Source organism: Streptomyces azureus (assembly GCF_001270025.1).
Lineage (GTDB): Bacteria > Actinomycetota > Actinomycetes > Streptomycetales > Streptomycetaceae > Streptomyces > Streptomyces azureus.
In genome coordinates, this window is record NZ_DF968370.1 from 54578 (window position 1) to 79376 (window position 24799).

General features: G+C 70.6%; 20 protein-coding genes and 1 pseudogene. 10 read left to right on the plus strand and 11 right to left on the minus strand.

Translation table 11 applies throughout. From position 1 onward, the window contains the following. Nucleotides 1-172 precede the first annotated feature (172 nt). From AOQ53_RS30490 to AOQ53_RS30500, 3 genes and pseudogenes are all read left to right on the plus strand, one after another. Nucleotides 173-1174, plus strand: coding sequence for a TerC/Alx family metal homeostasis membrane protein (locus tag AOQ53_RS30490; RefSeq protein WP_059422158.1), 1002 nt, complete (start codon nt 173-175; stop codon nt 1172-1174). Between the two features lie 129 nt (nt 1175-1303). Then, nucleotides 1304-1606 (plus strand): hypothetical protein, encoded by a 303-nt coding sequence (locus AOQ53_RS30495; RefSeq protein WP_059422160.1) that lies wholly within the window; start codon nt 1304-1306, stop codon nt 1604-1606. A 94-nt stretch (nt 1607-1700) separates the two neighbouring features. Then, nucleotides 1701-2801 (plus strand): annotated as a pseudogene (locus tag AOQ53_RS30500) (calcium:proton antiporter). Between the two features lie 60 nt (nt 2802-2861). On the opposite strand, the gene AOQ53_RS30505 reads toward AOQ53_RS30500, so the two are convergent. Next, on the minus strand, nt 2862-4136 hold the full coding sequence (locus tag AOQ53_RS30505) for an MFS transporter (protein WP_059422189.1): 1275 nt from the start codon (nt 4134-4136) through the stop codon (nt 2862-2864). Nucleotides 4137-4227: 91 nt separating this feature from the next. Then, complete coding sequence (locus tag AOQ53_RS30510) at nt 4228-5274, minus strand: S66 family peptidase (RefSeq protein WP_059422161.1); 1047 nt, start codon at nt 5272-5274, stop codon at nt 4228-4230. A 105-nt stretch (nt 5275-5379) separates the two neighbouring features. Between AOQ53_RS30510 and aroQ the strand changes: the two genes are divergently transcribed. Then, nucleotides 5380-5853: a type II 3-dehydroquinate dehydratase gene (gene aroQ / locus AOQ53_RS30515; protein ID WP_059422163.1), complete on the plus strand. Its 474-nt coding sequence runs from the start codon at nt 5380-5382 to the stop codon at nt 5851-5853. Between the two features lie 29 nt (nt 5854-5882). On the opposite strand, the gene AOQ53_RS30520 is transcribed toward aroQ, so the two are convergent. The 5 genes from AOQ53_RS30520 to AOQ53_RS30540 form a co-directional block, all read right to left on the minus strand. Next, the gene (locus AOQ53_RS30520) at nt 5883-6635 is read right to left on the minus strand and encodes an amino acid ABC transporter ATP-binding protein (protein ID WP_059422166.1); all 753 of its coding nucleotides are present in this window, start codon (nt 6633-6635) and stop codon (nt 5883-5885) included. Further along, the gene (locus AOQ53_RS30525) at nt 6632-7534 is read right to left on the minus strand and encodes an amino acid ABC transporter permease (RefSeq protein ID WP_059422167.1); all 903 of its coding nucleotides are present in this window, start codon (nt 7532-7534) and stop codon (nt 6632-6634) included. Before AOQ53_RS30525 ends, AOQ53_RS30520 begins: the two co-directional genes overlap by 4 nt. Beyond that, nucleotides 7531-8409: an ABC transporter substrate-binding protein gene (locus AOQ53_RS30530; protein WP_059422168.1), complete on the minus strand. Its 879-nt coding sequence runs from the start codon at nt 8407-8409 to the stop codon at nt 7531-7533. The genes AOQ53_RS30525 and AOQ53_RS30530 overlap by 4 nt, the downstream gene beginning before the upstream one ends. 322 nt (nt 8410-8731) lie before the next feature. After that, nucleotides 8732-9388 carry an MBL fold metallo-hydrolase gene (locus AOQ53_RS30535; RefSeq protein ID WP_059422170.1) on the minus strand — a complete coding sequence of 219 codons (657 nt, stop codon included), beginning with the start codon at nt 9386-9388 and terminating at the stop codon, nt 8732-8734. 35 nt (nt 9389-9423) lie between these two features. Further along, on the minus strand, nt 9424-10113 hold the full coding sequence (locus AOQ53_RS30540) for a maleylpyruvate isomerase family mycothiol-dependent enzyme (protein WP_059422171.1): 690 nt from the start codon (nt 10111-10113) through the stop codon (nt 9424-9426). 222 nt (nt 10114-10335) lie between these two features. On the opposite strand from AOQ53_RS30540, the gene uvrA reads away from it, so the two are divergent. After that, nucleotides 10336-13359, plus strand: a complete 3024-nt coding sequence (gene uvrA, locus AOQ53_RS30545; RefSeq protein WP_059422172.1) for an excinuclease ABC subunit UvrA — start codon at nt 10336-10338, stop codon at nt 13357-13359. Between the two features lie 146 nt (nt 13360-13505). On the opposite strand, the gene AOQ53_RS30550 is transcribed toward uvrA, so the two are convergent. The 4 genes from AOQ53_RS30550 to AOQ53_RS44945 form a co-directional block, all read right to left on the minus strand. After that, complete coding sequence (locus AOQ53_RS30550; RefSeq protein ID WP_059422173.1) at nt 13506-14411, minus strand: carbohydrate kinase family protein; 906 nt, start codon at nt 14409-14411, stop codon at nt 13506-13508. Next, nucleotides 14408-15490, minus strand: a complete 1083-nt coding sequence (locus tag AOQ53_RS30555; RefSeq protein WP_059422174.1) for a LacI family DNA-binding transcriptional regulator — start codon at nt 15488-15490, stop codon at nt 14408-14410. The genes AOQ53_RS30550 and AOQ53_RS30555 overlap by 4 nt, the downstream gene beginning before the upstream one ends. A 146-nt stretch (nt 15491-15636) precedes the next feature. After that, nucleotides 15637-16584, minus strand: coding sequence for a hypothetical protein (locus tag AOQ53_RS30560; protein ID WP_059422176.1), 948 nt, complete (start codon nt 16582-16584; stop codon nt 15637-15639). Nucleotides 16585-16841: 257 nt separating this feature from the next. Then, entirely contained in the window at nt 16842-17003 is a 162-nt protein-coding gene (locus tag AOQ53_RS44945; RefSeq protein ID WP_167745781.1) for a hypothetical protein, read from the minus strand. A 249-nt stretch (nt 17004-17252) separates the two neighbouring features. Between AOQ53_RS44945 and uvrC the strand changes: the two genes are divergently transcribed. The 5 genes from uvrC to AOQ53_RS30585 form a co-directional block, all read left to right on the plus strand. Then, entirely contained in the window at nt 17253-19337 is a 2085-nt protein-coding gene (uvrC, locus tag AOQ53_RS30565; RefSeq protein ID WP_059422178.1) for an excinuclease ABC subunit UvrC, read from the plus strand. Next, complete coding sequence (gene rapZ / locus AOQ53_RS30570; protein ID WP_078945577.1) at nt 19334-20293, plus strand: RNase adapter RapZ; 960 nt, start codon at nt 19334-19336, stop codon at nt 20291-20293. The genes uvrC and rapZ overlap by 4 nt, the downstream gene beginning before the upstream one ends. Further along, entirely contained in the window at nt 20290-21369 is a 1080-nt protein-coding gene (locus AOQ53_RS30575) for a gluconeogenesis factor YvcK family protein (RefSeq protein WP_059422181.1), read from the plus strand. The genes rapZ and AOQ53_RS30575 overlap by 4 nt, the downstream gene beginning before the upstream one ends. Beyond that, nucleotides 21360-22349 (plus strand): DNA-binding protein WhiA, encoded by a 990-nt coding sequence (gene whiA, locus AOQ53_RS30580; protein ID WP_059422182.1) that lies wholly within the window; start codon nt 21360-21362, stop codon nt 22347-22349. Before AOQ53_RS30575 ends, whiA begins: the two co-directional genes overlap by 10 nt. Before the next feature lie 151 nt (nt 22350-22500). Next, nucleotides 22501-24799 (plus strand): M14 family metallopeptidase (locus tag AOQ53_RS30585; RefSeq protein WP_059422183.1); only part of this gene is annotated, 2299 nt, incomplete at its 3' end.

Consider the following 24799-nt stretch of genomic DNA (forward strand, 5'->3'; position numbering starts at 1 on the left):
TCTTGGTGATTGCGGTACTGTTATCGGCACGGAGGGGAGTACTCCCTGTCTGCTGCGGCGTACCCGTCAATACGGATCAGGCCAGATCCCGGGGCGTCGGCCCATCCTTGGGTGGAAGAGACCTCCGGCAGCGACGACGCTGACATTTGCCGTTACGACTGCCGGAGGCGCAGTGGATGTTTCCGTGACCCTATGGGTCCTGACGATCGTGGGGCTCGCCGCCCTGATCGCGGTTGACTTCTTCATCGGCCGCAAGCCGCACGACGTATCGATCAAGGAAGCCGGGATCTGGACGGTCGTCTGGATCGTTCTGGCCGCGATCTTCGGGCTCGGCCTGTTCATGTTCGGCGGCGGTCAGCCCGCCGGCGAGTTCTTCGCGGGCTTCATCACCGAGAAGTCGCTGAGCGTCGACAACCTCTTCGTCTTCGTCCTGATCATGGCGAAGTTCGCGGTGCCCTCGCAGTACCAGCAGCGCGTCCTCCTGATCGGTGTCCTCATAGCCCTGGTCCTGCGGGCCATCTTCATCGCCGCGGGCGCGGCGATCCTCGCCAGCTTCTCGTGGGTCTTCTACATCTTCGGCGCCTTCCTCATCTGGACCGCCTGGAAGCTCATCCAGGAGGCCCGGGCGGACGAGGAGGACGAGGACTGGGAGGAGAACAAGCTGCTCAAGGCCGCCGAGCGCCGCTTCGGTGTGGCCGACCGCTACCACGGCACCAAGCTGTGGATCCAGGAGAACGGCAAGCGGGTCATGACCCCGATGCTGGTCGTGATGCTCGCGATCGGCTCCACGGACGTGCTGTTCGCGCTCGACTCCATCCCCGCGATCTTCGGCCTGACGCAGGACCCGTACATCGTCTTCACGGCCAACGCGTTCGCCCTGATGGGTCTGCGCCAGCTGTACTTCCTCATCGGCGGCCTGCTGAGGAAACTGGTTCACCTCAGTTACGGCCTGTCGATCATCCTGGGCTTCATCGGTGTGAAGCTGGTGCTGCACGCGCTGCACGAGTCCGGGGTGCACGTCCCCGAGATCAGCATTCCGGTCTCGCTCGGCGTGATCTGCGCCGTCCTGATCGTCACCACGATCACCAGTCTGCGGGCTTCGAAGAAGCAGGCGGCGGCCGAGGCGGCGCAGGCGCAGAGCGGAGGCGCTCCGAAGGACAGCATCGACGTCTGATCACGTCGGGCGTAGGAGCAACCAACACCGGGGCCGGTGGTCGGCGAATTGCCGACCACCGGCCCCGGTGCTTGCTTGTTCTTGAGCGCGTTCCCCGCCCCGGGGACGCCGTGGCCGGCTGGAGGTGCCATGAAGTTCGTACAGATCATCGACTTCGAGACCGAGCGCATGGACGAGATGGAGCGAGTGTTCGAGGAGGCGGGGAGGCGCTTCGCCGGGCGGCCGGGCGGCCCTACACAGCGCATGCTTCTGAAGGACCGCGACAATCCGCGCCGCTATCTGGCGCTGATCGAGTTCGATTCCTACGAGGAGGCCATGCGCAACAGCAACGATCCCGAGACCAGCAGGATGGCGGAGCAACTGAGCGCGCTCTGCATCGGCGAGCGGGTGTACACCAACTGCGACCTCGTGGACCAGCGCGAACTCGCGTAGCTGCGCGGCATGCGCTTCGCGTAGCCCGCGGCACGCATGACGGGGCCCCGCACGACCGGAGTGCGGGGCCCCGTCACTTTGCGACGATCGCTGCATGATCGCTCGGCGCGGGCCGCTCACGGCACAGTGGACGACCCTGGTGCCCTCGCTCGCGGCCGTGCTGCTGGTCTTCACCTGGGGGCGCGATCTGCCGGCCGCGGTGGTCGCGCTGATGACTCTGGTCCTTGCGGGAGCCGTCCTGGCCGCCGTGCACCACGCCGAGGTGGTGGCCCGCCGGGTCGGCGAACCGTTCGGCTGCCTCGTCCTCGCCATCGCTGTCACGATCATCGAGGTCGCCCTCATCGTCACCCTGATGGCCGACGGCGGGGACAAGGGTTCGACACTGGCCCGGGACACGGTCTTCGCAGCCGTCATGATCACCTGCAACGGCATCGTCGGCCTCTGCCTCCTGGTCGCCTCCCTGCGGCACGGCACGGCCGTCTTCAATCCCGAGGGCACCGGCGCCGCACTCGCGACCGTCGCCACACTGGCCACGCTCAGCCTGGTCCTGCCGACGTTCACCACGACCAAGCCCGGCCCGGAGTCCTCCACCGTCCAGCGGACTTTCGCCGCGCTCTCCTCGCTGGTCCTCTACGGACTGTTCGTCGCGACGCAGACCGTGCGGCACCGGGACTATTTCCTGCCGATCACCCGCACGGCGAGGTGATCACGGCGGAGGAACACGCGGCGGCGTCGACCGCCCGTACGGCCCTGATCAGCCCTGGGGCTGCTCGGCTTGGCGCTGGTCGGTGTGGTGGGTTCGGCCAAAGGGGTGTCGCCCACCATCGAGCCCGGGGTGGAGGCCGCCGGGCTGCACCATGCCGTCGTCGGTGTGATCACCGCGCTGCTGGTGCTGCTTCCGGAGACCGTCGCCGCGCCGCGCTCCGCGCGCCGCGACCGCGTGCAGACCAGCCTGAACCTCGCCCTCGGCTCGGCCATGGCCAGCATCGGCCTGACCATCCCAGCGGTCGCGCTCGCGTCCGTCTGGCTGTCCGGCCCGCTGGTGCTCGGCCTGGGTGCCACGCACATGGTGCTGCTCGCCCTGACCGTGGTGGTGGCTTCGCTGACCGTGGTGCCGGGCCCGGCCACTCCGCTACAGGGCGGAGTCCATCTGGTGCGGTTCGCGGCGTATCTGGAGCTGGCGATCATTCCGTAGACGTTCGGCGCGGACGCGCGTAAACGCTCGTGCAAGCGTTTACGCGCACCACCGCCGAGGTCACCCAGAGGCAGTCTCCGCAGCCGCCGCCACCGGCACCGGACGCGTCTCCGGCAACAGCGCGAAGCACGCCAGGCTGAACAGCGCGATCGCCGTCAGATACGCGGCCACGCCCCAGGGCACCCGCCCGCTCTGCTCGGCCAGCGCCGTCGCCACGATCGGCGTGAGCGCGCCCCCGAGGACGCCGCCGAGGTTGTAGCCGACCGCGGCGCCCGTGCAGCGCACCCGAGGCTCGTACAACTCCGGGAGATACGCGGCGATCACGGCGAACATCGTGATGAACGCGAGCATCGCGCCGAGGAAGCCGAGGAACATCGGCAACGGCGCGCCGGTGGCGAGGAGTGCGACCATCGGGAACATCCACAGGGCGGCGGCCGCGCACCCGGCCAGGCACAGGGGACGGCGGCCGTACCGGTCCCCGAGCAGGGCTACCAGCGGCGTGAGCGCGCCCTTCACGACCACCGCGCCCATGATGCAGGTCAGCATGACGCTGCGGCTCACCCCGAGCCGTTCCGTCCCGTAGGCGAGCGACCAGGTCGTCACGGCGTAGAAGATCGCGTAGCCGATCGCGAGCGCCCCGCCGGTCAGCAGGAGCAGGCGCCAGTGGTCGCGCAGGACCTCGACGAGCGGCACGCGCGCGTGGTCGTCCATCTGGAGGAAACTGGGGCTCTCGGCGAGCGACGAACGAAGCCACAGCCCCGCCACGGCCAGCGCCCCCGCCGCCCAGAACGGCACCCGCCACCCCCACGAGGCGAACTGCGCTTCGGACAGCGTCGCCGACAGCCCCAGCACCACACCGTTGGCGAGCAGGAACCCCAGCGCGGGCCCGACCTGAGGGAAGCTCGACCACAGCCCGCGCCGCCCGGCGGGCGCGTGCTCCACCGTCAGCAGCACCGCCCCGCCCCACTCCCCACCGAGCCCCAGCCCTTGGAGGAAACGCAGCACCAGGAGCAGCAGGGGAGCGGCCACGCCGATCGTCTCGTACGTCGGCACGCAGCCGACCGCGACCGTGGAGGCACCGGTCAGCAGCAGGGAGCCGACGAGGACCGGCCGCCGCCCCCGCCGGTCTCCGATGTGCCCGAACAGCACCGACCCCAGCGGCCGCGCGATGAAGCCCACCCCGAAGGTGGCGAAGGCGGCCAGTGTGCCCGCCACCGGCGAGAAGGTCGGGAAGAACAGTGGCCCCAGGATCAGGGCCGCCGCGGTGCCGTAGACGAAGAAGTCGTAGAACTCGATGGCCGTGCCGGCTAGCGAGGCGACCGCGAGGCGTGGCATGGGCGGGGCCTTTACGGTGCGTACGTCGTGCATGCCGCGTCAACTACCCACAGTGACGGCGGGTTACGGGGGCGCGGAGGCCCCGGGGCACTCAGTACGTGACCGTGATGCGCCGGCCCGGTCCGTCCACGCGCACGGTGCCCCCGTACGGGATCACCAGCTGCGGATCCGTGTGTCCGAAGTCGACGTCGAAGACGATCGTGATGTCGGGGGCATAGGCCCGCACGGCGCTCAGGACGGCCTCACGCTGGCCGGACGCGTAACGAGCGGCCTCCTCCGGGCTGTTGGGGTGCTCGAAGGACCAGGTCTTCGGGCGGCCCATGAGGAGGGCCGAGAAGCGCTGGAGCAGCCCGCGTTCGCCCATGTTGCGCAGGGTGCGGAAGACCTCCGTGGCGCTCGGCATGTCCTCCGAGGTCTCCAGGAGCAGCACACCGCCGTCGTACTCGGACAGGTCGTGTGCGATCTCGCGGTCGGCCATCAGCAGCCAGCCGAGGATCTCCAGGCAGCCGCCCCAACTGCGGCCCTCGACCACCCGCTCGGCGTTGATCCAGGTCCAGCCGGTCCCGGGCCGGGTCTCCGGCTCCGCGTCGAAGGTCGCCGGATCCGCCCAGTCCCGGTCGATGTCACGCCACCGCTCGGCGGGCCGCAGCTCGTACGGGCCGGAGGTGAACAGGGCGGCGCGCAGGGACTCGGCGGTCTGCGGGTGCATGGCCACCGGGCGCCCCAGCTCGCACATCACCGTCGCCCCGTGAAAGGCGACGATGCCGCTGTTGTGGAGGTGGGCGAGCAGGTTCGTGTTGTCGCTCATCCCGAAGAACGGCTTCGGGTTGGCCCGGATCAACTCCCGGTCCAGCAGCGGCAGCACGGTGATCTGGTCGTCCCCGCCGATGGACGCGATGACCGCCTTGATGTCCGGGTCGGCGAAGGCCGCGTGGATGTCGTCGGCCCGCTCCTGGGGCGTGGAGCCCATCCTGCGGGTCGCCGGATACTCGACCGGCTCCAGCCCGTACTCCTTGCGCAGCCGCTCCAGGCCCAGCTCGTAGGGGAGCGGGAAAAGCCCCGGCAGACCGGAGGAGGGCGAGAGCACGGCGATGCGGTCACCCGGGGACGGCTTGGGCGGGTAGGAGAAGCTCGTCATGCCGGGAGGCTACGGCCCGGCGGGCCGTCGGCGCACCGTGATAAACCGGGTCCGAGCAGCGGTCCGCCACGGGCCGCCCGACCCCGAACGGACCGGAGGAACCGCGTGCCCCGCACCCTGGCCAACGCCCCGATCATGATCCTCAACGGCCCCAACCTGAACCTGCTCGGCCAGCGGCAGCCGGAGATCTACGGCTCCGACACCCTCGCCGACGTCGAGGCCCTGTGTGCCAAGGCGGCGGCCGCGCACGGCGGCACGGTCGACTTCCGCCAGTCCAACCACGAGGGCGAACTCGTGGACTGGATCCACGAGGGGCGGCTGAACCACTGCGGCATCGTGATCAATCCGGGCGCCTACTCGCACACCTCCGTCGCCATCCTGGACGCCCTCAACACCTGTGACGGCATGCCGGTGTTGGAGGTCCACATCTCCAACATCCACAAGCGTGAGTCGTTCCGGCACCACTCCTACGTCTCGCTACGTGCCGACGGAGTCATCGCGGGCTGTGGGGTGCAGGGGTACGTGTTCGGCGTGGAGCGGGTCGCGGCACTGGCCGGGGCGGGGCACGCCGACGCCTGAGATCTTCTGCAACCGCCCCGCCGCCACGATCACAACCGCCCCGCCTCCACGATCCGCCGCAGAAAGCGCCGCGTGCGCTCCTGCCGTGGTTCCCCGAAGACCTGCTCGGCGGTGCCGCTTTCCAGCACCACGCCGCCCTCCAGGAAACACACCTGGTCGGCGACCTCCCGGGCGAAGCCCATCTCGTGCGTGGCCAGCACCATGGTCATGCCCTCACCCTTCAGGTCGCGGACGACGGTGAGGACCTCGCCCACCAGCTCGGGATCGAGGGCGGCGGTGATCTCGTCGAGCAGCAGCAGCCGGGGCCGTACGGCCAGGGCGCGGACGATCGCCGCCCGCTGCTGCTGGCCGCCGCTCAGCCGGTCCGGGTACTCGGCCGCCTTCCCGCCGAGCCCGAGCCGCTCCAGCAGCTCACGCGCGCGTGCCTCGGCCTCGGCACGCGGTACGCCGTGCACCCGGCGCGGAGCGAGCGTGATGTTCTCGAGAACCGTCATGTGCGGGAACAGGTTGTACGCCTGGAAGACGACACCGATCCGGCGGCGCACGGCGTCCTGGTCGACACGCGGGTCGGTGATCTCCTCGTCGTCCAGCCAGATCGCCCCGTCGTCGATCTCCTCCAGCAGGTTCGCGCACCGCAGCAGGGTGGACTTGCCGGAGCCGGAGGCGCCGATCAGCGCGGTGACCGTGTGCGGGGCGACCTCCAGGTCGACGTCCCGCAGCACGACCGAACCGCCGAAGGTCTTGCGGACGGACTCCATGCGCAGCACGGGCGCGTCGCTCATGTGATTCCTCCCTGGGCCCGCCGGCGGTCCATCCGTGCCGTCACCCAGTCCGTGAAGCGGGTCATGGGAATGGTCAGCGCGACGAAGACCAGACCCGCGACGATGTACGGCGTGTAGTTGAGGCTGCGGCCCACGATGATGTCGGCGGCCCGTACGGCGTCCACCGCACCGCCGATCGAGACGAGCCCGGTGTCCTTCTGGAGCGAGACCAGGTCGTTCAGCAGCGGCGGCACCTGGCGGCGCACCGCCTGGGGCAGCACCACGTACCGCAGCGCCTGCCGGTTGCTGAGCCCGAGCGAGCGGGCAGCGGCGCGCTGCGAGGGGTGCACGGACTCGATGCCGGCCCGGAACACCTCGGCGACGTACGCCGAGTACGTCAGGGTGAGCGCGGTGCCGCCGAGGAGCACCGGGTCGACGGTCACCCCCTGGAGCCGCAGCGCCGGGACGCCGAGGACCACGATCATCAGGTTGATGATGAGCGGCAGCCCCCGGAAGAAATCCGTGTAGGCGGCGGCCAGGACGCGCAGCGGGAAGAACACCGGGCCGCGCAGCGTACGGGCCACGGCGATCAGCATGCCGAGGACGAGCACGGCGGCCCCGCAGATCAGCAGCAGCCGGACGTTCAGCCACAGCCCTTCGAGGACCTTCGGGAGCGCCTCGCGCGCATACCCCCAGTCGAAGAAGGTCTCCTTGGTGCGCGGCCAGCCCGGGGCGTTGACGACGACCAGGTAGAGGACGGCTCCGGTGACGAGGGTCGAGAGCGCGCCGATCGCCGTGGCGCGCCGGGCGCGGGCGCGCTTGTAGCGCTCACGGTCCACACGCCGCTGCGACGGCACGTAACCGTCCTGCGCGTCGTGCTCGCCGGAGCCCACCGTCGGCTCCTCCTTGTTCACCGTCACTTGAGCACCGGAGCGTCGACGGCGTCCGACAGCCACTGCTGCTCGATCCTCGCGAGCGTGCCGTCCTCGCGCAGCGCGTCCACGGCCCGGGAGACGCAGGAGGTGAGCGCGCTGCCCTTGTCGAGGACGAGACCGAACTGTTCCGGCGTACCGCCCTGGTTCTCGAACTGGCCGACGATCGTCGCGTCCGTGATCTCGGCCCCGGTGATGTAGAAGGCGGTCGGCAGGTCCACGACGATGGCGTCGACCTGGCCGTTCCTCAGCGCTGACTTGGCCTGGTCGTTCTTGGCGAACACGGCGGCAGCCCGCGTGGGCCGCACCACGTCGTCGATGTAGTCGAGGCTGGTGGTGCCGACCTGGGCGCCCAGCTTCACGTCCTTCAGGTCCGCGACGCTCTTCGCCTTCGCCGCCTCGGAGCCCTTCAGGGCGACGACGGCCTGGCGCACGTCGTAGTAGCCGGACGAGAAGTCCACGGCCTTCTTGCGCTCGTCGCTGACGGACACCTGGTTGATGTCGAAGTCGAACGTCTTCTCGCCGGGCGCGAAGGCCTTGTTGAACGGGACGGTTTGCCAGACCACCTTGTCCTTGCCGTAGCCGAGGTGCCGGGCGACGGCGTACGCGACCGCCGACTCGAAGCCCTTGCCGCTCGCGGGGTCGTCGTCCTTGAACCACGGCTCGTAGGCGGGTTCGTCGGTGGCGATTGTCAGCTTGCCCCCGGTCCGGGTGGCCAACTTGCCCTTCTGGCAGGTGTTTCCGGCCGAGGACGTGCCGGCCGCGGGCTCCTCCGGCTGCGGTGCACAGCCGACGGCGGCGGCGAGCAGGGCGGCGGTGACGGCGGCGGCAGCGCGGCGCATGGCGCGCGGGGCAGGATGCATGGCGCGAGATTGGCAGCCGCCGGTCTCGTTTGTCGAGGTCACGACGGAATGTGCTCACATGGTGGGAGCGGGTGTTGCGTTCTTGTGAACACTCCCTGGCGCGCGCCGGGTTCGGCGGTCGCCGGGGCCGCCGGCCGAGGGCGGGGATCGACAGACCGGCGGCCCATCCGCCCAGGAGCCGTCATCCTGTGCGGGGCTCCTACCAGTTGACTACGCAACTACATGCAGGGGGAGCGTACGTACGACACCGGCGTGTGTGAACGATTCACACGGGGCGCGTGCGCGGCCCAATGTTCCACGCGCGTGCGCCCCGCGCGGCCCCCTACCACCCGCGCGCGTGCCACTCCGGCAGATGCGGGCGCTCCGCGCCCAGTGACGTGTCGTTCCCGTGCCCCGGGTAGACCCACGTCTCGTCCGGGAGGACGTCGAAGATCTTGGTCTCCACATCGCGGATGAGACTGGCGAACGCCTTGGGGTCCTTGTGAGTGTTGCCCACACCGCCGGGGAAGAGGCAGTCCCCGGTGAACACATGGGGATGCCCGTGCGGGTCGTCGTAGACGAGGGCGATCGAACCGGGCGTGTGCCCGACCAGGTGGCGCGCGGTGAGCTCCACGCGCCCCACCCGGATGGTGTCGCCGTCGTCGACCAGCACGTCGGTCCGCACCGGGATGCCGTCGGCGTCGTCCCGGCCCGCGTACGTGCGGGCGCCGGTGGCCGACACGACCTCGGCGAGTGCCTGCCAGTGATCGCCGTGCTGGTGGGTCGTGACGACGGACGCGATGCCGTCGTCACCGATCATGCCGAGCAGTGTCTCCGCCTCGTTCGCGGCGTCGATGAGCAACTGCTCGTCCGTCGCCCGGCAGCGCAGCAGATAGGCGTTGTTGTTCATCGGACCGACCGCGATCTTGGTGATCATCAGGTCCTTGAGCTCGTGCACGTCGGCAGGTCCGCCGACCGTCACCTGTCCGCTGTACGTCATGTCCGCCAGCCTATAGCGGGGGAGTGGCACGGGCCCTACAGCGGGGGCAGCGCCGGAAGCGGGCCGCCGTCCACCGTCAGCGCGGCTCCCGTGCGGCGGCCGGCGAGCCAGCCCAGCAGGTCCGCCGGGGAACCGGTGACGGTCACCTCGGGCCCGTCGTCCGTCTCCCGTCCCGTGCTCCACGCGCGCGTGCCGTCCGTGAGGCGCGTGGGCGGTACGTCGGGATGACCGGCGAACCGGTCGGCCAGGAAGGCGATCTCACGCTCGGTGAACTCCGCAGGCAGATCCTCCAGCTCGTACCCGATCCCCAGGTCCACGTGGTGCAGCTCCACCTCCACCCACCGCCGGAACGGCACCCGCGACGCGGAGTCCGTGACCCCGCCACGCAGCTCCACCGTGCGCGACCAGTCCGCGGGAGCGGCCCCGGCCTCCTGGAAGCGGGCCGCGCTCTCGCGCAGGTCGGCGAGCTGGACGTCGAGGGGGCGCGGGGCGTCCCGCTCGATGTCGGCGTCCCGGGCCTCGCCGGAGACGTACATGGGCCGGCCCTCCAGGACGTTCACGAGGGCGTCGGCGTTGCGGGCGACGTGGGCCAGCACGTGGCCCCGGGTCCAGCCGGGAAGCCGTGACGGCTGCGTCACAGAGGCGTTGTCCAGTTTGCCGACTGCGATGAGCAGCCGTTCCGTAGCGGCATGTACAGACGCCAGGTCATGACCGTGATCAATCATGGTGCTGACCCTAATGCCGCCACACCTTCGGGTGAAGGTGGCGAACCGGTGCCGGTAATCGAAAGCACGTGCTATATGGTCGGGCGTGACGTCGGGCATGCTGGAAAGCCGGGGTTTGTTGGCAACCCGTGAATCCGACCGGCGTTGTCAGTGGCTCCCCCTAGTCTGGGAAAGACGGGGGCCCCGCCCCTGTCACTTCTCTCAAGAAAGGTGCGGACCGGCGTGGCCGACCGTCTCATCGTTCGTGGAGCGCGCGAGCACAATCTCAAGAACGTCTCGCTCGACCTCCCGCGCGACTCGCTCATCGTCTTCACGGGCCTGTCGGGGTCGGGCAAGTCCTCGCTGGCCTTCGACACCATCTTCGCCGAGGGACAGCGGCGCTACGTGGAGTCGCTCTCCTCGTACGCCCGGCAGTTCCTCGGCCAGATGGACAAGCCGGACGTCGACTTCATCGAGGGCCTGTCCCCGGCCGTCTCCATCGACCAGAAGTCGACCTCGCGCAACCCGCGCTCCACGGTCGGCACCATCACCGAGGTCTACGACTACCTGCGTCTGCTCTTCGCGCGCATCGGCAAGCCGCACTGCCCCGAGTGCGGCCGCCCGATCTCGCGCCAGTCGCCGCAGGCCATCGTCGACAAGGTCCTGGAGCTGCCGGAGGGCAGCCGCTTCCAGGTGCTCTCGCCGCTGGTGCGCGAGCGCAAGGGCGAGTTCGTCGATCTCTTCGCCGACCTCCAGACCAAGGGCTACTCCCGCGCGCGGGTCGACGGCGAGACCATCCAGCTGTCGAACCCGCCCACGCTGAAGAAGCAGGAGAAGCACACCATCGAGGTGGTCGTCGACCGCCTCACGGTCAAGGAAGGCGCCAAGCGCCGTCTCACCGACTCCGTCGAGACCGCCCTCGGCCTGTCCGGCGGCATGGTCGTACTCGACTTCGTCGACCTCCCCGAGGACGACCCCGAGCGCGAGCGCATGTACTCGGAGCATCTGTACTGCGCGTACGACGACCTGTCCTTCGAGGAGCTGGAGCCGCGCTCCTTCTCCTTCAACTCGCCCTTCGGCGCCTGCCCGGACTGCTCCGGCATCGGCACGCGCATGGAGGTCGACGCGGAGCTCATCGTCCCGGACCCGGACAAGAGCCTCGACGAGGGTGCCATCCACCCCTGGTCGCACGGCCACACCAAGGACTACTTCGGCCGCCTGATCGGCGCACTCGCCGACGCCCTCGGCTTCCGCACGGACATCCCCTTCGCGGGCCTCCCGCAGCGTGCCAAGAAGGCCCTCCTCCACGGCCACAAGACCCAGGTCGAGGTCCGCTACCGCAACCGCTACGGGCGCGAGCGCCGATACACCACGGCCTTCGAGGGCGCCGTCCCCTTCGTCAAGCGCCGGCACAGCGAGGCCGAGAGCGACGCCAGCCGTGAGCGCTTCGAGGGCTACATGCGCGAGGTGCCCTGCCCGACCTGTGAGGGCACGCGCCTGAAGCCGATCGTCCTCGCGGTCACGATCATGGACAAGTCCATCGCGGAGGTCTCCGCGATGTCGATCAGCGACTGCGCGGACTTCCTGAGGGAGCTGAAGCTCAGCGCCCGCGACAAGAAGATCGCCGAGCGCGTCCTGAAGGAGGTCAACGAGCGGCTGCGGTTCCTCGTCGACGTTGGTCTGGACTACCTCTCGCTGAACCGCGCGGCCGGCACCCTCTCGGGCGGCGAGGCCCAGCGCATCCGCCTGGCCACCCAGATCGGCTCCGGCCTCGTCGGCGTGCTGTACGTCCTCGACGAGCCGTCCATCGGCCTGCACCAGCGCGACAACCACCGGCTGATCGAGACCCTGGTCCGGCTGCGCGACATGGGTAACACGCTCATCGTCGTCGAGCACGACGAGGACACCATCAAGACCGCCGACTGGGTCGTCGACATCGGCCCCGGCGCCGGTGAGCACGGCGGCAAGGTCGTGCACAGCGGCTCCCTGAAGGAGCTGCTCGCCAACGACGAGTCGCAGACCGGCCAGTATCTGTCCGGCAAGAAGGCCATCCCGCTGCCCGACATCCGGCGCCCGGTCGACCCGTCCCGGCGGCTCACGGTGCACGGCGCCCGGGAGAACAACCTCCAGGACATCGACGTCTCGTTCCCGCTGGGCGTGTTCACCGCCGTCACCGGCGTGTCCGGCTCCGGCAAGTCGACCCTGGTCAACGACATCCTGTACACGCACCTGGCCCGCGAGCTGAACGGCGCGAGGAACGTGCCCGGGCGGCACACGCGCGTGGACGGCGACGACCTCGTCGACAAGGTCGTGCACGTCGACCAGTCGCCCATCGGCCGCACCCCGCGATCCAACCCGGCCACGTACACCGGCGTCTTCGACCACATCCGCAAGCTGTTCGCCGAGACCACCGAGGCGAAGGTCCGCGGCTACATGCCGGGCCGCTTCTCCTTCAACGTCAAGGGCGGCCGCTGCGAGAACTGCTCGGGCGACGGCACCATCAAGATCGAGATGAACTTCCTCCCGGACGTCTACGTCCCGTGCGAGGTCTGCCACGGCGCCCGGTACAACCGGGAGACCCTGGAGGTCCACTACAAGGGCAAGTCCATCGCCGACGTCCTGAACATGCCGATCGAGGAGGCCACGGAGTTCTTCGAGGCGGTCCCCGCGATCTCCCGCCACATGAAGACCCTCAAGGACGTCGGCCTCGGCTACGTCCGGCTCGGCCAGTCCGCGACCACCCTGTCCGGCGGTGAGGCACAGCGCGTCAAGCTCGCCAGCGAGCTCCAGCGCCGCTCCACCGGCCGCACGGTCTACGTCCTGGACGAGCCGACCACCGGTCTGCACTTCGAGGACATCAGCAAGCTGCTGACGGTCCTGTCCGGACTGGTCGACAAGGGCAACACGGTCATCGTCATCGAGCACAACCTCGACGTGATCAAGACGGCCGACTGGGTCGTCGACATGGGCCCCGAAGGCGGCGCCGGCGGCGGCCTGGTCGTCGCCGAGGGCACGCCCGAGGAGGTCGCCGCGGTCCCGGCCAGCCACACCGGCAAGTTCCTGCGCGAGGTCCTCGGCGCCGACCGGATCAGCGACGCGTCCTCGGTGAAGGCCCCGCGCAAGACGGCGGCGAAGAAGACGGTGCCGGCCCAGACCAGGGCAAACAGGACCGCCACCAGGACGGTCGACAGCACCGCGGCCAAGAAGACAGCCGCGAAGTCCACGAAGGCCGCCGCGAAGAAGACGACGCGGACGACCAAGGGCTGAGGGCTCCCGCCGACGCGCCGTGCCCCACAGGAACTTCCTGTGGGGCACGGCGCGTCGTTGTGCACTCAGGCGTCCTTCGGCTCCACGAACGGCAGGTCGAGCTGGTCGACGCTGATGCCCGCGATGTGCGGGGGGCGCTTCGAGCGTCAGCCCTCCAGCTCGTGCGCGTACGGCGGTTCCGCACCGGCCCGGGAGCAGGTGACCGCCGCCGCACGGGCCGCGAAGCCCAGCAGCCCCGTCCAGCCTTCTGGCCCCAGCGCGGCCAGCGCCCGCCCGCTGAGCGCGTCGCGTGCCGCGAGCCCGTGCAGCAGCGCCGCGTTCACCGTGTCGCCCGCGCCGATCGTGTCCACGACCTCCACCCGCTCGCCCGGCACCGCGTACTCGCCGCCGGTGGTGAAGGCGGTCAGCCCGTCGCCGCCCCGGGTGATCACGACCGCCGCGGGGCCGGCCGCCAGCCACTCCTGGGGCGTGCCGCCGAGCCACTGGGCGTCCTCCTCGGACAGCTTCAGCAGCGACACCGACGGCAGCCAGCTCTTGAACCGCGCCCGGTAGGCGTCCGCGTCCCGGATCAGCCCGGCCCTGATGTTCGGGTCCAGCGTGGTGAACACACCCTGCGCGGCCGCCGCACGCATCAGCTCCTCGTAGGCGCTCGCCCCCGGCTCCAGCACCAGCGAACAGGTCCCGAAGGAGACGGCCCGGGTGCCGGGCGGCAGCGCGGCGGGCGCCGTGAACAGCCGGTCCGCCGTCCCGTCGACGTAGAAGGAGTACGCCGCCGAGCCGTCCGCACCGACCGTGGCGACGGCGAGGGTCGTGGGCTCGGTGCCGCGCTGCACCGACGACACGTCCACCCCGGTCTCCCGCAGGCGGTCGAGCAGGGCCTCCCCGAAGGCGTCGTACGACACCCGGGAGCAGAAGGCGGCGGGGGAGCCGAGACGGCCCAGCGCCACCGCCGTGTTGTACGGGCCGCCGCCGAGCGCCGGCTGGAGTGCCGCCAGGGCGCCCGTGCCCCGCGGTACCAGGTCGATCAGTGCCTCACCGGCGACGACGATCATGCGACGGTTCCTCTCTCGGACTGCGCGGGCTGCTCATGCTGCTCAAGCCGCACGGACTGCCCCGGCTCCTCGGGGCAGCCGCACGACGTGCGGTGGACGAAGGTGCAGGGGAGCCGCACGGTCCGGGCGGACCGGTCCGGCTCGGCGAGACGTTCCAGGAGCACGCGTACGGCCCGGGCGCCGATGTCCCTGCTGGGCTGCGCGATGGCGGTGAGCCGGGGCGAGAACAGGTCCGCCCAGGCGAAGTCGTCGAAGCAGCACAGCGCGATGTCGCCGGGCACGGACAGGCCGTGCGCGCGCAGGGACCGCAGCGCCCCGATGGTCATGGCGTTGTTGCCGGTGACCAGCGCGGTGGGCGGCACGGCGAGGGACAGCAGGGCGGCGGTGGCCTGTTCGGCGCCGGCCGACTCCGAGGCGCCGTGCACCAGGAGCCGTTCGTCGTACGGCAGCCCCGCGAACGCGAGGCCGCTCCGGTAGCCGGTGATCCGCTCGCTCGTGGTGCTGAGCCCCGGCCGTCCCGCCACCAGCCCGATCCGGCGATGGCCGAGACCGGCGAGATGGGTGACCAGCCGGGACGTCGGTTCGGCGTTGTCGGCGCAGACCTGGTCGAAGCGCGGTCCGCCGTCCGGGGCGTCCACCAGCCGGTCGAGGAAGACGGCCGGTACCTCGTGCCGGCCCAGGTAGGCGAGCAGTCCGCGCGGATCCGCGGAGGGCGCGACGATCATGCCGTCCACCCGGCGCTCGTGCAGCAGCTGCACGACCTTGCGCTCGTGCTCCGGGTCGTCGTGCGGATCGGCGATGAGGAGGCTGTAGCCGTGCTCCAGGGCGCCGGCCTCGACGCCCTGGAGGATCTCCGTGAAGTACGGGTTGCTGATCGCCGACACCGCCAGCCCGATGGACCGGGTGCGTGCCGTCACCAGGGAACGCGCCAGCGTGTTCGTGGTGTAGCCCAGCTCCTCCACGGCGTCCAGAACCGCCTGCCGGGTGTGCGGCAGCACCGGCCGGGTGCCGTTCAGGACGTGCGAGACGGTCGCCACGGAGACTCCGGCACTCCGTGCGACATCGGCCATGGTCGCCATGGCGTTCCCTCCTCCTCTTCCGGCGGGAACGTATCGCATCCGACGCCCGACGTAAACGCTTGCGCAAGCGTTTACGTCCTATCGCGGCCACGGGCCGGAAACGGTCCCGCCGTCGGTCCGGCGGCGGGGGCGAGGCGATGCCCGCGCTACTCCCAGTCCCAGCCGATCCCCAGGAACCCGGTGCGCACCCGCGGCTCGACCAGGTGCACCGACCGGTGCCGTCCGCTCAGCGCCAGGTCCTGGCAGCCGGTGCGCGGGGCCACCGCCGAGTGCTGGGCGAAACGGTGGCAGCGCACGGGCAGGGCCGCCGCGTCGAAGCACACCTGGAGCGCGTACTGGCCGCCGGGGGCGTCGAAGCCGCGGAGGTACTCGTGTGACACACCCGCCGTGCCGTCCTCGACGCCGAAGCGGAACAGGAACGTGTCGCCGGCCCGCAGCCGGGTGTCGAAGAGCAGCTCGGCCGCGAGCAATCCCGTGTCGTCGTGCCAACGGACGCGTCCCGTACGGCAGTTCTCCAGCGCGTGCACCCTCATGCGCTCCGGTACGGCCCCCCGGTCACCGTGGTGGACGGCCACGAAGCGGTCGACACCGTCCCGGTGGGCGCGCACGATGTGGTGTGACTCCCGCTCGGCCAGCTCGCGCCGCGCCCCTATCCGCAGCCGCTCGTGGTGCCCGAGGGTGTGCAGACCGCCGTCCGGCGGGCAGTCCAGCTCGGCCAGCAGTTGGTCCAGGACCCCGGAGGCCTCGACGAGGGAGCGGTAGGAGCGGGCCGCGGACCGCTGCCCGGACGTGCCTTCGCCGGACTCGGCGAGCAGCCGGATCAGCGACTCCTCGGGAAGCTCCAGGATCTCCTCCAGCGCGCGCACGGCCCGCAGCGACTCGGGGCGCTGCGGGCGCCTGGCCCCCTGCTGCCAGTAACTCAGGCTGGTCACACCGACCTTCACTCCTTGGCGGGAGAGATGGTGCTGCACGCGTTGCAGCGGCAGCCCGCGGGCGGCGATCGCGGCACGCAGGGCGACATGGAAGGGGCCGCCTCGCAGTGCCGAGTCCAGTTCCGCGGTGGCGACGTCCGCGTGCTGTGGGGCGTGCGGCATGCAGGGGCCTCTCTGTGAGTCGGCGACGGCTGGTCAGGCCGTTCGCGCGGGCCGCCCGGGACCCGTCCCGCCGGCGCAGGGAGGTCTTCACATCCGTACGCCGTCGTTCAGGGCCCCGAGTTCCCCCGCATTGAAGCGTGTTGACCTGGCCCCGACAACACCTGATGCCGGACAGTGACGTACTCCCGGCCGGGTCCGTCCGGACATGCGAACGCCCGGGGCGTGCGCCCCGGGCGTTCGCGACAGAGGGTGAGCTTCTAGGAGCGTTCGCCTCCGCCCGGCTCCTCGAGGGCCAGGCGCTTGGCCCGCACTATGTCGGGGTCACGGGGGTCCAGCGCGTCGCGCAGCGCGAACGGCTCGTCCGTGTACCGGCGGGCTCGGACGGCCCGCCGGCTCTTCTCGATCCGCATCCGCTTCATCTGCGCAGCCCTCCGACCCGTGGCCCGTTCCGCTCCGGGAGCGGCCGGTCCGCCTGACAACGTGTGTCTGCACCGACACGGCCTCCGTCCGCCGGACGTCGCCGTGTCTCCATGGGAAGCCTGCATTCCCGCTACCGGCCTGCCGTAACCCCGGTGCGGGACATGCCATTGGAAATCGCCTGCCGCCGGACCCTGATCGTGCCCCGCCGCCCCGCCGGACTGTCGGTGCTCGCCAGTAGGGTGTGAGACATGGCCGACCCCTCCAGCTACCGCCCCAAACCGGGTGAGATCCCCGACTCGCCGGGGGTCTACAGGTTCCGTGACGAGCACCGCCGGGTGATCTACGTCGGAAAGGCGAAAAGCCTGCGCCAGCGGCTGGCGAACTACTTCCAGGACCTGGCGGGCCTGCACCCGCGCACCCGCTCCATGGTCACCACGGCCGCGTCCGTGGAATGGACGGTGGTGTCCACGGAGGTCGAGGCGCTCCAGCTGGAGTACTCGTGGATCAAGGAGTACGACCCCCGGTTCAACGTCAAGTACCGCGACGACAAGAGCTACCCGTACCTCGCGGTGACGATGAACGAGGAGTTCCCGCGCGTGCAGGTGATGCGCGGTCACAAGAAGAAGGGCGTCCGCTACTTCGGGCCGTACGCGCACGCGTGGGCGATCCGCGACACCGTCGACCTCCTGCTGCGCGTCTTCCCCGTGCGCACCTGCTCGGCCGGCGTCTTCAAGAACGCCGCCCGCACGGGCCGCCCCTGTCTCCTCGGTTACATCGACAAGTGCTCGGCCCCCTGCGTGGACCGGGTCTCCGCCGAGGAGCACCGCGAACTGGCCGACGAGTTCTGCGACTTCATGACCGGCCGTACGAACACGTACATCCGCCGCCTGGAGAAGCAGATGGGCGAGGCGGCCGAGGAGATGGAGTACGAGCGGGCGGCCCGGTTGCGCGACGACATCGGGGCCCTGAAGAAGGCCATGGAGAAGAACGCGGTCGTGCTCGCCGACGCGACCGACGCCGATCTGATCGCGGTCGCCGAGGACGAACTGGAAGCGGCCGTCCAGATCTTCCACGTGCGCGGCGGACGCGTGCGCGGCCAGCGCGGCTGGGTCACCGACAAGGTGGAGGAGATCACCACCGGCGCCCTCGTGGAGCACGCCCTCCAGCAGCTGTACGGCGAGGAGACGGGCGATGCCGTCCCCAAGGAGGTGCTGGTCCCCGCCCTGCCCGACCCGGTGGAGCCCGTCCAGGAGTGGCTCACCGGCCGGCGCGGCTCGGGCGTCTCCCTGCGCGTCCCGCAGCGCGGCGACAAGAAGGCCCTCATGGAGACGGTGCAGCGCAACGCCCAGCAGGCGCTCGTCCTGCACAAGACCAAGCGCGCCTCGGACCTGACCACGCGCTCGCGCGCCCTGGAGGAGATCGCCGACGCGCTCGACCTGGACAGCGCCCCGCTGCGGATCGAGTGTTACGACATCTCCCACCTCCAGGGCGACGACGTGGTGGCCTCCATGGTCGTCTTCGAGGACGGCCTGGCCCGCAAGAGCGAGTACCGCCGCTTCCAGATCAAGGGCTTCGCCGGGCAGGACGACGTCCGCTCCATGCACGAGGTGATCACCCGCCGCTTCCGCCGCTACCTCGCCGAGAAGGAGAAGACGGGCGAGTGGGCGGACGGCGAGGCCAGCGAGACCGCTGAGAACGGCGAGACCGCTGAGACCGGCGAGATCATCGGAACGAGCCCCACCGAGGACGACGGGCGCCCCAAGAAGTTCGCCTACCCGCCGCAGCTCGTGGTCGTCGACGGCGGCGCCCCGCAGGTCGCGGCCGCCCAGCGGGCCCTGGACGACCTCGGCATCGACGACATCGCCGTGTGCGGCCTCGCCAAGCGCCTGGAGGAGGTCTGGCTGCCCGGCGACGACGACCCGGTGGTCCTCCCCCGCACCAGCGAGGGCCTGTACCTGCTCCAGCGGGTCCGTGACGAGGCCCACCGCTTCGCGATCACCTACCAGCGCACCAAGCGGTCCAAGCGCTTCCGGTCCAGCCCCCTGGACGACGTCCCGGGGCTCGGGGACACGCGCAAGCAGGCACTCCTGAAGCACTTCGGTTCGTTGAAGAGACTGCGATCCGCCACCATCGACCAGATCTGCGAGGTTCCCGGCATAGGCCGCAAGACCGCCGAGACGATCGTGGCGGCCCTCGCCCAGGCGGCCCCGGCCGCACCCGCCGTCAACACGGCGACTGGAGAGATCATGGAAGAGGAACCCGGCACCATGGGTTCCAGTGGGGAGCCCGTGACGGCGGGCGCCCCGGACGAACGACGGGGGCAGGAGACATGAATGTGAACGAGCACGACGGGCAAGAAGAGCAAGCCGGAGACGGAGCACAGGTGAGTACGGGCACGCCCAACGAGAAGAACGCGGTCCCGGACGCGGCCATCCCCGAGCTGGTGATCATCTCCGGCATGTCCGGGGCCGGCCGCTCCACGGCCGCGAAGTGCCTGGAGGACCTCGGCTGGTTCGTCGTCGACAACCTGCCGCCCGCGCTGATCCCCACCATGGTGGAGCTCGGCGCCCGCTCCCAGGGCAACGTGGCCCGGATCGCCGTCGTCGTCGACGTCCGCGGCCGCCGCTTCTTCGACAACCTCCGCGAGTCCCTGGCCGACCTGGAGGCGAAGAACGTCACCCGGAGGATCGTCTTCCTGGAGTCCTCCGACGACGCCCTGGTGCGCCGCTTCGAGTCGGTGCGCCGCCCGCACCCCCTCCAGGGCGACGGGCGGATCGTCGACGGCATCGCCGCCGAGCGAGAGCTGCTGCGAGAGCTGCGCGGCGACGCCGACCTGGTGATCGACACCTCCAGCCTCAACGTGCACGAGCTGCGCGCCAAGATGGACGCCCAGTTCGCCGGCGAGGAGGAGCCGGAGCTGCGGGCCACGGTCATGTCCTTCGGCTACAAGTACGGTCTGCCGGTCGACGCCGACCTGGTCGTCGACTGCCGCTTCCTGCCGAATCCGCACTGGGTCCCGGAGCTGCGCCCGTACACGGGCCTCAACGACGAAGTGTCCGGGTACGTCTTCAACCAGCCCGGTGCCAAGGAGTTCCTCGACCGCTACACGGAGCTCCTCCAGCTCATCGCCACCGGCTACCGCCGTGAGGGCAAGCGCTACGTGACCATCGCCGTGGGCTGCACGGGCGGCAAGCACCGCTCGGTCGCCATGTCGGAGAAGCTCGCCGCCCGGCTCGCCGCCGAGGGCGTGGAGACGGTGGTCGTACACCGGGACATGGGACGCGAATGACACGACGTACTCCGCGGCTGAGCCGGCTGCGCCGGGTGGTGCCCGACGGCAGCACCGACGGAAGGAGCGGCCGGCCCGCCGAGGCCCGCGGCGGCAGACCCCGCCGCCGGGGCACCCAGCCCAAGGTCGTCGCCCTCGGCGGCGGCATGGGCCTATCCGCCTCGCTCGCCGCGCTGCGCCGGATCACCGGCGACCTCACCGCCGTCGTCACCGTGGCCGACGACGGCGGCTCCAGCGGCCGGCTGCGTGACGAACTGGGCGTGCTGCCGCCCGGCGACCTGCGCAAGGCACTGGCCGCGCTGTGCGGTGACGACGACTGGGGCCAGACCTGGGCGCGCGTCATCCAGCACCGTTTCCAGTCCAAGGGCGACCTGCACGAGCACGCGGTCGGCAACCTGCTGATCGTCGCCCTGTGGGAGCAGCTCGGCGACCACGTCCAGGCCCTCGACCTGGTCGGGCGGCTGCTCGGCGCGCAGGGGCGCGTGCTGCCCATGTCCGCCGTCCCGCTGGAGCTCCAGGCCCTGGTGAAGGGGCACGACCCGGCCCGCCCGGACGAGGTGGACACGGTCCGCGGCCAGGCCACTGTCGCCCTCACCCCGGGCGAGGTGCAGTCCGTGCACGTCGTGCCGCATGACCCGCCCGCCGTGCCCGAGGCGGTCCAGGCCGTCCTGGACGCGGACTGGGTGGTGCTGGGCCCCGGCTCCTGGTTCTCCTCGGTCATCCCGCATCTGCTGGTGCCCGAGCTGCTGGACGCGCTCACGCAGACCAAGGCCCGCCGGGTACTCTCCCTGAACCTCGCCCCGCAGCCCGGAGAAACAGAGGGCTTCTCCCCGCAGCGTCATTTGGAGGTTTTGGGACGACACGCCCCTAAACTCGCCCTGGACGTGGTGCTGGCCGACGAGGCCGCCGTGCCCGACCGTGACTCCCTGACCGACGCCGCCAAGCGCTTCGGGGCCGCGGTCGAGCTGGCGCCGGTGGCCCGGCCCGACGGGACCCCGAGGCACGACCCGGAGCTGTTGGCCGCCGCGTACGACCGTATTTTTCGGATGCATGGAAGGATCGGCCCATGGCGATGACGGCAGCGGTGAAGGACGAGATCTCCCGGCTCCCCGTCACCCGGACCTGCTGCAGAAAGGCGGAGGTCTCCGCCATTCTGCGGTTCGCCGGCGGCCTTCACCTGGTGAGCGGTCGGATTGTGATCGAGGCGGAGCTGGACACGGCGATGGCGGCCCGCCGCCTCAAGCGGGACATCCTGGAGATCTTCGGCCACAGCTCGGAACTGATCGTGATGGCACCGGGCGGACTGCGCCGCGGCTCGCGCTACGTGGTGCGCGTCGTCGCGGGCGGTGACCAGCTGGCCCGTCAGACCGGCCTGGTCGACGGGCGGGGCCGCCCGATCCGCGGCCTGCCCCCGCAGGTGGTCTCGGGGGCCACCTGCGACGCCGAGGCCGCCTGGCGGGGCGCCTTCCTGGCGCACGGATCGCTCACCGAGCCCGGCCGCTCCTGCTCCCTGGAGGTGACGTGCCCGGGCCCCGAGGCAGCGCTCGCCCTGGTAGGCGCCGCCCGCCGCCTCCAGATCCCCGCGAAGGCCCGCGAGGTGCGCGGCGTGGACCGGGTCGTCGTCCGTGACGGCGACGCGATCGGCGCCCTGCTCACCCGCCTCGGCGCCCACGAGTCGGTGCTGGCCTGGGAGGAGCGCCGGATGCGCCGCGAGGTGCGGGCCACGGCGAACCGGCTCGCCAACTTCGACGACGCCAACCTGCGCCGCTCGGCCCGCGCGGCGGTCGCCGCCGGTGCCCGGGTGCAGCGCGCGCTTGAGATCCTCGGCGAGGACGTGCCCGAGCACCTCGCCGCGGCCGGCCGGCTGCGCATGGATCACAAGCAGGCCTCCCTGGAGGAGCTGGGCGCGCTCGCCGATCCGCCGCTGACCAAGGACGCCGTGGCCGGCCGGATCCGCCGCCTGCTGGCCATGGCCGACAAGCGCGCGTCCGACCTGGGCATCCCGGGCACGGAGGCCAACCTCTCCGAGGAGCTGGCCGACAACCTCGTAGGCTGATCACACAGTCCGTCAAGAAGCCGGTGCCGGCCTCCACTTGGGTGGTCGGCACCGGCTTTCGCGTGTCGTTGGGGCACTCTTGACTCGATCATGGACTGTCATGAGCCTGGCATCTGTTCGCTGCTGTGGCGAACCCACGCTAGGGGGGTTCATGAGACGAAGAGCGAGATCGATCCTCGCTGTCGGCGCGCTCCTGATCGGGGGAGCGAGCATCGCACCCATCGCCCAGGCACAACCGGACAGTTCACCCCCGTCCGACCCGGACGAAGTCAAGGTCTTCCGCGCCGACGTCACCCGCGAGCAGGTACCCCTGCTGCTCGCGGCCGGCCAGGACGGCCACGAACTCAGCGAGCAGGTGCCAGAGAAGGGCACCGCCACCATCGAGGTCATCCTGACCGACCAGCAGGCGAAGAAGCTGGCGAAGCAGGGCGTCGACCTCGCCGAGCACGACCTCTCCACCAAGGCGGAAGCCCGCGTCGCTGACGCCGCCGAGGGCGTGTTCCGCCCCTATGGCGGCAAGGGCGGCATCAAGGAGGAGATCCTCAGGACCGCGCAGGAGAACCCCGGCCTCACCAAGGCCGTCTCCATCGGCAAGACGGTCAAGGGCCAGGACATCCTCGCGCTGAAGCTCACCAAGGGCGCGAAGAAGACGAAGGACGGCTCCAAGCCCTCGGTCCTCTACCTGTCCAACCAGCACGCGCGTGAGTGGATCACGCCGGAGATGACCCGGCGCCTGATGCACCACTACCTGGACAACTACAAGAAGGACCGGCGCGTCAAGAAGATCGTCGACTCCACCGAACTGTGGTTCGTCATCTCGGCCAACCCCGACGGCTACGACCACACGCACGCCAGTGACGCCAACCGCCTGTGGCGCAAGAACCTGCGGGACGTCAACGGCGACGGCGTCATCGGCACCGGCGACGGCGTCGACCTCAACCGCAATTTCGCCTACAAGTGGGGCTACGACGACGAGGGCTCGTCCCCCAACCCCACCAGCGAGACCTACCGCGGCGCGGGCCCGAACTCCGAGCCGGAGACCCAGGCGCTGGATGCCTTCCAGAAGCGGATCGGCTTCACGTACGGCATCAACTACCACTCCGCCGCCGAACTGATCCTCTACGGAGTCGGCTGGCAGGTGGCTACGCACACCCCCGACGACGTCGTGTACGAAGCGCTCGCCGGTACGCCCGAGAATCCCGCGATCCCCGGCTACCACCCGCAGGTCTCCTCCGAGCTGTACACCACCAACGGCGAGGCCGACGGCCACGCGGCGAACGTCAACGGCCTGGCGATGTTCACCCCGGAGATGTCGACCTGTCAGTCGGCCTCCAACGCCGACCCGAACGACGAGTGGAAGGCGTCCGACTGCCGGTCGATCTTCACCTTCCCGGACGACGAGAAGCTGATCCAGCAGGAGTTCGCCAAGAACGTCCCGTTCGCGCTCTCCGTCGCCGAGTCCGCATCCCACCCCGACCGGCCGTCCTCGTCGGTCGGGCTGAGCGCCGCCGACTTCACCCCGGCCGCGTTCCCGGTGTCGTACTCCCGCGGCGCCGACCAGGAGGTCTCCGTCGTCGCACGCAAGTCGCTGCGCGACAAGGAGCTGAAGTACCGCGTCAACGGCGGCCGCACCGAGGACATGGCGCTCAAGCCCTGGAAGGGCGGCGAGACCTACGGCGGTGAGGACAACCTCTACTTCGACGAGTACCGCGCGAAAGTCAAGGACGGCGGCCCCGGCGACAAGGTCGAGGTGTGGTTCACCGCGGAGACGAGGAACGGCAGGACGGTCTCCAGCAAGCGCTTCACCTACACCGTCGCCGAACGTCCCAAGGCGGACACCCTCGTCATCGCCGAGGAGGGAGCGACCGCCACGCAGGCGCGGAAGTACGTGGACGCCCTCAAGGCCAACGGCCGCAAGGCGCTCGTCTGGGACGTCGCCGAGCGCGGGGCGCCGGACGCGCTGGGGGTGCTGAGCCACTTCGACACCGTCGTCCACTACACGGGCGCGAGCGTCCCCGGCAACGCCACCCAGCTCCAGCTGCGCGCCTTCCTCAACGAGGGCGGCAGGCTGATCGAGGCCGGTGAGCAGGCCGGCGGCAGCGTCGACCTCGGCGGCGGCACCCTGTCGAACGACTTCAGCCAGTACTACCTGGGCGCCTACAGCCGTACCTCGGCCGCCGGAGCCACCGGCTTCACCGGTTCCGGCGAGCTGGGCGGCTTCTCGGGTCCGCTCGCCGGCGCGCCCGGCAACCCCCTGGACAAGGCGGGCCGGTACGGCGTCACCTCCGACGAACTGCCCGCCGACGAGTTCCCGCAGTTCGCGAGCAAGGGCGCCGGACAGTTCGCCGGCGCGGTCAACCCGTACGGCCCGTACGCGGGCTCCTCGATGGCCGCCGCCGTCCACACCGACGACGCCTACAAGCGCCTCACCCGCACCGTGGACCTCACCG